Below are 10,070 nucleotides of genomic sequence, written 5' to 3'. Positions count from 1 at the left end.
GGAGAATTCTTGACTACATAATTTATTATTATTGTTACATTCTAATATTTGTTGTAATAGATTTATTATTTGTATTTTTTCATATTTACAACAAATATTTTTCGTATTAGAATACTGAAAAGCTCACCTAAATTATGCATCACTTTATATTCACAATTTCATAGCTAAAACAACAAAAATAGTAATTACAATGTCAAAATATTCTGAATATAAAGAATTCCATTGATGTATATTTACTATTTATTTAAAAATAAGTTTCTTATATAAGTTTCTCTCCTAATTAGATATTTTTTTCAGTCAATACTGTGCTTCTAGTATCGAAACAATAGCTCGCTGATAAATCTTAAGCTCACAAGTCTTTTCTATTGATCATTACTATGATACTGGGTTATGTTTATGATATTTTAGAATCAATGGGGTAATTTATTCTCATTAAATAAAATATATGTTGAGTGAAATTTAGCATTAACTTAGCATATACTTTTATATATTTTATTTTTGATTTTTATCATTAAATAATCAAGTAATAGCTCCTGTATTTGCAATATTGTTAACAAATACTTAGTAATCAGTATTCTTGCAATTATAAGTTTTTCTTCCTGGAATATCTAATTTTTTCTAATACATTATATTCTAGGTTTAGGTAAGAAGTTAATGCTATTCCTACTTTAAATACAACTATTTGACTATGTTAATATCATTATTTTAAATATAATGTATTTTTTATATTTTATGTACCAGCCTAACTTTCTAAACAACTAATTTTATAAAATATTTTACAAAGAAAAGTTATTGTCTAATAGACCTATCCATGTGTGAATAGTAGACAGTAATCCTGTAATCGATACAAGCAAGAATAGCTACAAGTATCTATTTAATTTCTTTTGTATAAACTGATTGGTAATCTAATTCCTAATACTAAAATATGAATATAGAATCATTCAAATTATAATTTATTCATTAAGCATATAATCTTCTGTATTTTCTCAAAATGATTAACATATTAAGCTTTACCTTAATACTTGCCACAATGATATGATTTATACATGTAACCAGTATGTAAACTTTGCTTAGCCTAAAAATAGGCTATAATCCTAAATAATTGAGTATTAACAGTATTAAGAAATTAATACATAGTCCATTATAATAGATACCTTATAAAATATGTATCTGGATAAATTCAGCTTTTATGATTACCTCTTAATACAATAAGTAATAGGTTTTCATATTAGTTTATCAAACTATTTTTAAGATCTGATTAGATTAATAGTATTGTACTAGTAATAAATATTGTGCAGGTAAGATTATATGTGTTTGATTTGACAAGATATTTATCATTAATCTGGAAATATAAAATATCATCTCAGAAAAATTATATATTGCAGTTATTAATATTGATATTGTGAGAGATAGACTAAGATACCCAGCCTATAACATATTTTTAGATATTCTTGGAGTTTTAGAGTTTATAAAATGATGAATTAAATTTTAGATCTTGAAAAAATAATTAATAGCTGAAAAAATCAAAATTAAGAATAGCCTTAGGATATTCTGTAGTTTACTCTTCTGTAAGGAAATTAGTGAAAATTTTAGTTGTTGGTAATGGTGGACGCGAACATGCTCTTACTTGGAATTTATTACAGTCTCCACAAGTAGAAAATGTATATTGCGCTCCTGGAAATGGGGGTACAGCTACCTTAACAGGTTGTCATAATTTACCTCTTAAGATAGATGATTTTTGTGGTTTAGGTAAAGCGGCTCTGGAATTAGGAGTACATATGGTGGTTATAGGACCAGAGGTACCGCTGGAAAAGGGTATTAGTGATTATCTACAATCGCAAGGCTTAATGGTCTTTGGTCCAACAAGGGTAGGAGCACAGATAGAAACTAGTAAAATTTGGTCAAAAAAGCTCATGCAAGCAGCAGGAATACCTACAGCTCAAGCAGCAGTATTTACACAGTCCTCAAAAGCAAAGTCCTATATCAGGAGACAAGGACTACCAATAGTTGTGAAAGCAGATGGTCTAGCTGGTGGGAAAGGTGTAACAGTTGCCACTACAGTTGAAGAAGCAGAAGCAGCTGTGGACTCTATTTTCCAAGGAAAATTTGGCAGTGCGGGTAAATTGGTGCTTATAGAGGAATATTTAACAGGACAAGAAGTATCGGTATTAGCATTGACTGATGGTCTAACAATTATTCCTCTTTTACCAGCTCAGGATTATAAAAGAATTGGAGAAGGAGATACAGGAGGTAATACCGGTGGAATGGGAGCTTATGCCCCTGTACCTATAGCTACCCCAGAATTAATGGTAAAATTACAGGAAGAGGTTTTTGAACCAGCAATTAACAATTTGAGAGCTAGGAAAATAAATTATTGTGGAGTACTTTATGCTGGCTTAATGATTTCTCACAAATTAGATTTTAAAGTATTAGAGTTCAATAGTCGCTTTGGCGATCCTGAAACCCAGGTAATTCTGCCTTTGCTGGAAACACCCCTTGAGGAGTTGATGTTAGCTTGTGTTCAGCAGCGCTTGGCACTAATGCCCTCTATTAAGTGGAAGCAGGGAGTAGCTGCCACAATAGTAGCTTCTTCCGGGGGTTATCCTGGTTACTATGAAAAAGGTAAAGTAATTACTGGCATTAGGGAGTCTGAAGCATTAGGAGTTACCGTATTCCATGCAGGAACACGATTAGTAGACGAACAAATGGTTACAGATGGTGGGAGAGTATTAAATGTAACTGCAACAGGTGAAACATTACATCAAGCTTTGGGCAGTGCTTATGCTGGAATTAAATGTATTGAATTTGAGGGAATATATTATCGTCGTGACATTGGTTATCAAGCATTGTAGCTATACTTTAAACTGATTTAATATTCTTAGGAACTTGCTGATTAATAATCTTTGTATTAATTTAATCAATTAAATTAGTTTTTATATGGTTATTATGACAAGCTACAAAGTAATTATATGCTACTAACTTAGCAAAAAAATATAAACAATCAAGCCTTTCTAGAATCTCCCAAATTTAGTTTCATTTTTGATGTTTAGGTTTATTAGCATAATTGCTTCTGAGTGAGTTTCTCTAAACCTTAGAATGATAATCTAAATTGGTTTTATAAATAAATGTAGGCTATTGTTTTCGGGCTAATGGGGAATAGTTAAATTTATCGCTTTTTTCTTTCCTTTTATTACCCCTATTTAGTTTAGATTAACTGTTAATTTTTTACTTGTTGGAATTTGTTTATAGAAAAACTACTAAGAACTTTCATAAAATGCTTGCTATTTGTCAAAATATCCGACAAGCTACCACGAACTGGTGGTCTGAGTTCACACTCCAAACCAAGCTTTTAGCTGCTGCAACCTTAGTAGTATCATTAGTGATGAGTGGTCTCACTTTTTGGGCCGTTAATACCATCCAACAAGATGCTCGTCTCAATGATACTCGCTTTGGTAGGGATTTAGGATTATTACTTGCTGCTAATGTTGCTCCTCTTGTTGCTGAGAATAATCTTACTGAAGTTGCTAAATTTTCTCGGCGTTTTCATAGTAGTACTTCCAGCATCCGCTACATGCTTTATGCAGACAAAACAGGCAAAATATTTTTTGGTATCCCTTTTCTCAGTCCAGAATTAGAAACATCTCTCAGTATTGAAAGGCGAATTGAATTGCCGAATAGTTATGCCAACAATGGAGGCAAACCTATGGTTCGCCAACATATGAGTCCCAGTGGTGTAGTAACTGATGTGTTTGTTCCCCTTATTGCAGATCAAAAATACTTGGGTGTGCTGGCAATTGGTATTAACCCTAATCCCACAGCCGTTATTTCCTCTAATATCACACGTGATGTAACCATTTCTGTATTTATTTCTATTTGGATAATGGTAATTTTAGGGGGGGTCATTAATGCTGTAACTATCACTAAACCTATTAAAGAACTATTGGGAGGAGTTAAACAGATTGCAGCAGGTAATTTCAAACAACGGGTTTATTTACCTTTGGGTGGGGAGTTAGGAGAATTAATTTCTGGCTTCAATGAAATGGCAGAACGTTTAGAATGCTATGAAGAACAAAATATAGAGGAATTAACAGCTGAGAAGGCCAAGTTAGAAACCCTAGTTTCCACAATTGCCGATGGAGCAGTATTAATTGATAATAATATGCAAGTTATTTTAGTTAATCCTACCGCCAGGCATATTTTTGCTTGGAACAATATCGACATAGTTGGCAAAAATGTCTTATATTACCTGCCATCATCAGTACAAATAGAAATCACTCACTCACTCCACAAAATGGCAATGGGTAATTGTGAGAGCGCAGAATTTAGGGTTCAACTTAACGAACCGACCAATAAAACTATCTGTATCTTGCTAACAACAGTTATAAATGTACAACGGGAAAATATCAAGGGCATAGCTATGACAGTACAAGATATCACCCGTGAAGTAGAACTGAATGAAGCTAAAAGTCAATTTATTAGTAACGTTTCTCATGAGCTCCGTACACCCCTATTCAATATTAAGTCCTTCATCGAAACTTTACATGACTATGGGGAAGATCTAGGTGCTGAAGAAAAACGAGAATTTCTTGAAACAGTGAATCATGAGACCGACCGTTTAACACGTTTAGTTAATGATGTTTTAGATTTATCCAAATTAGAATCTGGACGTAGTTATAATTTACATCGTGTAGATTTAACTCAAGCAATTGAACAAACTTTGCGTACCTATCAACTCAATGCTAAAGATAAAGGTATTGAAATCATTCAGGATGCCCCTTCAAATTTGCCGCCAGTAGTGGGTCATTATGACTTGTTACTGCAGGTTCTAGCCAATTTAGTTGGTAATGCCCTAAAATTCACTGAAGCAAAGGGAAAAGTTGCACTACGAGCTTACGAATTAGCAAATACATCATCTTTTGAACGAGTACCTCAAGTAAGAGTTGAAATATCTGATACTGGTACTGGTATTAGTTTAGAAGACCAACAAGCAATCTTTGACCGTTTTTTCCGGGTTGAAAATCGGGTTCACACTTTAGAGGGAACAGGCTTAGGACTATCGATTGTCCGAAATATAATAGAAGAAAAGCACCATAGCCACGTCCACTTAGTCAGTGAGTTAGGAGTTGGCACTACTTTCTGGTTTGACCTTAATATCTTTGATGAGGAAACTAAATCCGAATCACAAGATATTAAAAATAATAGTAGGTTAGATATGCATATTACCCCGGAAAATTCGTTGAAAAAAATGTGTTGAATTATGCACCAACTAGTTAAACTTGCGAGTTTATTGGTTAGTATATATGCAAGAGTTTGGTATTTGAGTATTAGCAATTAGCCAGTTGGATTGCCATAGTCATGAGAATAAGATATGTGTATCATTTTTAGCATCTATGATAAGTTATCTAGTCAAAATTATAAGTACCATGCACGTTTACATGATGACTTTAAAAGCTAATATAACTTTATAGATAAAAGTTTTTAAAAATATAATAATCTTATCTGAGATACTCAAAATAGTAGCCGGTTTTACAAGTATACAAGTCAAGCTAAGAAACTTCTTAACTCCTTACCTGGGTCAATCATAATAATAGTTTTAATATCCTAGAGCATTTTTATAAATACAACATATTAATAAACTGTCCGAATATATTTTGACGTGAATAGTTAATACAAAACAGTTTGAATGGAATACGAATTTAATTAAGAATATAGAGATTTATAGACATCAAGAAAAGTCCCTAATTGAGATTTTAGATAAACAATAGTATATTGACTCACCTATATAGATGTATTGTCTTCTTCCAGATTATGGTATTTAATTCTTACAAGCCTTATTTAAAATAAATAATATATTCTTAGAAAATATATAAAGTTAGTCAAAACTTATAAGTATTAGATTAAAGCATATTAATTGATTTGGTACTAGATAAATATAACAATTAGAAGACAGTAAGATTATAATTCATAAATTATTTTCCCAAGAATCTAGCACCATTGAATAGTATTATCAGCTTCTATAAAAAATCAAATAAGGTTGCATAATTAGATTAATTCTGCAACCTTATTTGTATCGGTATTGATAGATACTTCTGATCATAAGAAAAATAGTATTTACTATTGATAATTATCATACTTAAAAATAGCATTTATTTACTGAAGCTAACAAAGAAAATAATTAGGATAACAACTCTTTTATAAATACCGCTAATAGAGTAATGATCTCAGATTTTTTCATTTTACAATTAAATAAATACTCAAATCAGAATTTTTATAGATATAGCAAAAGTATCAATATTACCTATTAGTGAATAATGAAATACCGGAAAGCCATTATTAACTTTCCTTTAAGTTAACTTGGAGGAATATAAGTGATTTGCTGATATGATTATATTTAATCCTATTTGTTTTATTAGAAAAATTAACTCCCTAAAGAAATATGGTATTGAAAATAAAATCATTTGTTTCAAAAATCTGACTTTATTCTAGAGTTTTTTTGCTTAATTGACTGCTATTTTGGAACAAATTAAACGGTTTTTAGTTGTTGAGATTGTGCAGGACATTCAAATTTGTAACCAACACCCCTTACTGTTTGAATTAGTGCAGGTTGAGTTGCATCTATTTCAATCTTTTTGCGGATCTGACCAATATGGACATCAACTACTCTTTGATCTCCTACATATTCATAATCCCATACTTCCTGGATTAACTCAGCTCTTCGCCATACTCGACCTGGATGACTAGCTAAAAAATGCAATAAATCAAACTCTAGTGCTGTTAAAAGAATAGGTTGACTATTTAATGTCACTTCCCTACGTACTGGATCAATCATCAGTTTTTCAAATACAAGGCGCTTCTGCCCAGCTGTAGTTACAACCCTCTGACGGCGTAGTACAGCAGCGACTCTAACCTCTAGTTCTCCCAAACCAAATGGTTTTGTCAGATAATCATCTGCACCTTTTGAGAAACCACGAATTTTATCAGCTTCATCTGTACGACTAGTAAGCATAAGAACAAAAACACCATTACGACTTTGCATATCTTGACATAAATTAAAACCGATAATGTCGGGCAAATTCACATCCAGAATTACCAAGTCCGGATTAAACTGCTCAAACAAAGCTAAGGCAGTCTTGCCATCTTCAGCAGCTTCAACCTGGTAGCTTTGTTTCATCAGAAAGCGTTGGATTAAGTTTCGAACCGCAGGATCATCATCAACAACAAGAATCTTGGCTGGAGCCATGACTATCACTTTAAACAAATACTCATAGGATTAACAGACGGATTGGGTATTAATTAACCACTGTTTCCGTTTTACAAACAACTATTGACTACAAGAGGGCAGAATTAATTTGCTGGCTTTCGAAGAATAGCTTAACTTGGAACACATGCCATAACATTGATTTTTGTCCTGGTTTTTGCCCTTGTATTTGCTATTTTTATATACTCACATTTTATGTAGATGCATGAGTTACAAAATGGAATCACAGCAAATTAAAATTACTTATTGAACTCAACCACATTACCGTGTGATATCCTTACCATTTAAATGGATATGTGATTAGGTAATATCATTTAGCCAAGAAAGGGATATTTATTAAAAGCTCAGGGTATTGAAAATAGACAAGAAGTAATGATTTCTTCATAAATTTAAAGAGCTATTAAACTTTTATCCTTTAAATTCTAGATTAAATCTCTAAAGAGTCAATGACATGGGGGTATACACTGAGTTCTGATAATATGTTAAACTGTTCATAGTCAAACTGTTATTTTACCTACTATAGTTTATGTTAGAATCCCGAAAATTTTACATAATTTCTAAATCAATGAAAACATTCATTTGTTTTTTTCTGCAAATATCAAAATACTGTTAAGTATATAGTCAGAAACAAATAGGCAGAAACAAAAAACTCTCATGAGCGATCAAATTCCCTACGAAACACTTGGGGTATCAGAAGAGGCCACATTCGATGAAATTCAAGATGCTCGTAGTCATCTAATTCATGAGTATAGGGATGACAGCAGTTACTTGGAAATTATTGAGGCAGCCTATGATGCAATTCTGATGGAAAGATTGCGGATGCGCCAAGAAGGTACAATTAAAGTACCCGAATGCATTCGGTTTCCGGAAAGATTAGTTCAAGTATTACCAAAGGAAACATCATTGCCCCGAGAACAATCTCATAGATGGTTCCAGAAAATATTAGCTCAGCCTTCATCTGCGGATGTAATTTTGCCGGGATTATGGTTTGCGGGTTTGAGTGCAATAAGTTTGTTTTATCCTACTGGCAGTGATGTTGTACTTCAGCTAGTATTGATATCTGGTATAGGAGTTAGCATTTACTTTATTAATCGTAAAGAAGGTAAGCTAGGTAGATCAGTTTTAATAGCCTTATTTACCCTGGTTTTTGGTTTAGTTAGCGGAGAGTTGACTGCAAGTCTATTATCTTCACACTTGAGTTCTCTAAATTTAGCAGTGAATCAGTTTTCCACAATAGTTAGTTTTATCCTGTTGTGGTTGGTTAGTAGTTTTTTACGTTGACCTAAAATTTATATCTGAAATAATTTGATGAAAGGAGTAGTATTTAATTTACACATCGTTTTCTATCAATCTCTCTTATTATAATGGCGACTGTTCTAAAATTAATTTGAGTGCGGAATTAAAATCCTTAACAATTGAGTCTGGTGCTTCTTTTTGTAGTTGGTTATTGTCGCGGATACCAGATTCTACTGCTATTACTTTTATTCCAAATGTTTGTGCCGCTACAATATCCGCTTCTGTATCTCCAATCATCCAAGTATTGCAAGCTGGTGGTAACTCTTTTAAGGCCTGTGACATAAGCAGCGTCTTATCTTTTATGTCACCCACTTTAACATGATCATTACTTAGGCAATAACAGCAATCTTTCCGGAAAAACTGACCCAAATTATATTGATCAAATGCATAATTTAGCTCTCTAACTCTACGCATGGTCATTACAACTAAATCTATTCCGACTTGTTTAATTTTCAATAGAGTATCCAATGCCCCACTAGCTAAGCAGTCATAATGGAAGTAGGGTTGTGTATGTACCAATTTTCCTCTCATGTGAGAGAAGTTTTGAGCTTGTAATGCATCTAATCCGGAAATTACTCCAATCTGTATTTCGGAAACACGTGATCGCTTTAGCTGCCAAAACTCAGCTTTGTTGAGTTTTATTACTTTTTGTCCAGGATTCTGAATTCTATCCAAACAAATTAGATAAACACGATAGTAGCGCTCAGATACATCAATAATAGGACCATCGAAGTCTGTAATTATTCTTAGCATTTATTTATCACTATGGATCAAGTTAATTCAATTAACAGATTAAACCAGTTCATATCACTTCTGAGTTTTAAAAAATTTATCAGTGAATTATTTACTTCTGATCCAAAAAATTATCTTGTAAATAATATTTGTATTTATACCAAGTCATTAGATTAGTAAGTTAGATGTATATATCACTGATATCAGTATTAAGAGATTAATGTCAAAAACAGCCAAGTATACATGTAAGTCTCAATTCCCTAGTTTATAAGAGAGTTAAACTAAACAGCCTATTTTATTGTTGATAGGATATAAAAATATACTGAGAATAAGAGTATTTTTGTTTTACTAATAATTTAGATTCAAAATAAATTAACCGGTATTTATATACTATATATATTACAATTTCATGAATAAAAAGCAACATAGTTATTACAAATAACCTTACTTTTAATATGCTTTAATACTTAGTGAATGAATTTCACAACTTAATATTTATACTTACTGAGTATTGATACTTGCCAGAGTTTAGTCAGTTGTAATTAGTATTTTTATTTATTTATATCTATTGCTATTATTGTATTTGCTTAACATAGGTTAAATAAATGTAAATTGACTTATTTTATTTTAGTTATGTATATTGCATTAACCTATGAATAATTGATAATTTATACAAAAATAATTTTCATAGAGATAATCCTTCTAAAAAAATATTTAGTTCACCAAGATATGAATATTTTCTTTAATTCAATACTTTAATCTCTAGTGAAATCTTCATTAATAA

The 10,070-nt window shown here is 31.8% G+C and carries 5 protein-coding genes; 3 read left to right on the top strand and 2 right to left on the bottom strand.

Going from position 1 to position 10,070, the window contains the following annotated elements:
* The first annotated feature begins 1,580 nt into the window (after positions 1–1,580).
* Positions 1,581–2,852, top strand: coding sequence for a phosphoribosylamine--glycine ligase (gene purD, locus RINTHH_RS01600; protein WP_008232069.1), 1,272 nt, complete (start codon positions 1,581–1,583; stop codon positions 2,850–2,852).
* Between the two features lie 422 nt (positions 2,853–3,274).
* Positions 3,275–5,254 (top strand): two-component system sensor histidine kinase NblS, encoded by a 1,980-nt coding sequence (gene nblS / locus RINTHH_RS01595; RefSeq protein ID WP_044304364.1) that lies wholly within the window; start codon positions 3,275–3,277, stop codon positions 5,252–5,254.
* A 1,269-nt stretch (positions 5,255–6,523) separates the two neighbouring features.
* Here the strand turns inward: nblS and RINTHH_RS01590 are convergent.
* Positions 6,524–7,240, bottom strand: coding sequence for a response regulator transcription factor (locus RINTHH_RS01590; RefSeq protein WP_044304362.1), 717 nt, complete (start codon positions 7,238–7,240; stop codon positions 6,524–6,526).
* 672 nt (positions 7,241–7,912) lie between these two features.
* Between RINTHH_RS01590 and RINTHH_RS01585 the strand changes: the two genes are divergently transcribed.
* Complete coding sequence (locus RINTHH_RS01585; protein WP_008232063.1) at positions 7,913–8,539, top strand: CPP1-like family protein; 627 nt, start codon at positions 7,913–7,915, stop codon at positions 8,537–8,539.
* A gap of 78 nt (positions 8,540–8,617) precedes the next feature.
* On the opposite strand, the gene RINTHH_RS01580 is transcribed toward RINTHH_RS01585, so the two are convergent.
* Positions 8,618–9,307 (bottom strand): HAD family hydrolase, encoded by a 690-nt coding sequence (locus tag RINTHH_RS01580; RefSeq protein ID WP_008232062.1) that lies wholly within the window; start codon positions 9,305–9,307, stop codon positions 8,618–8,620.
* Positions 9,308–10,070 lie beyond the last annotated feature (763 nt).

The organism is Richelia intracellularis HH01, from assembly GCF_000350105.1.
Classification (GTDB): Bacteria; Cyanobacteriota; Cyanobacteriia; order Cyanobacteriales; family Nostocaceae; genus Richelia; species Richelia intracellularis.
Note: the sequence above shows the minus strand (reverse complement) of the source record. Positions and strands in the feature narration are given on the sequence as shown.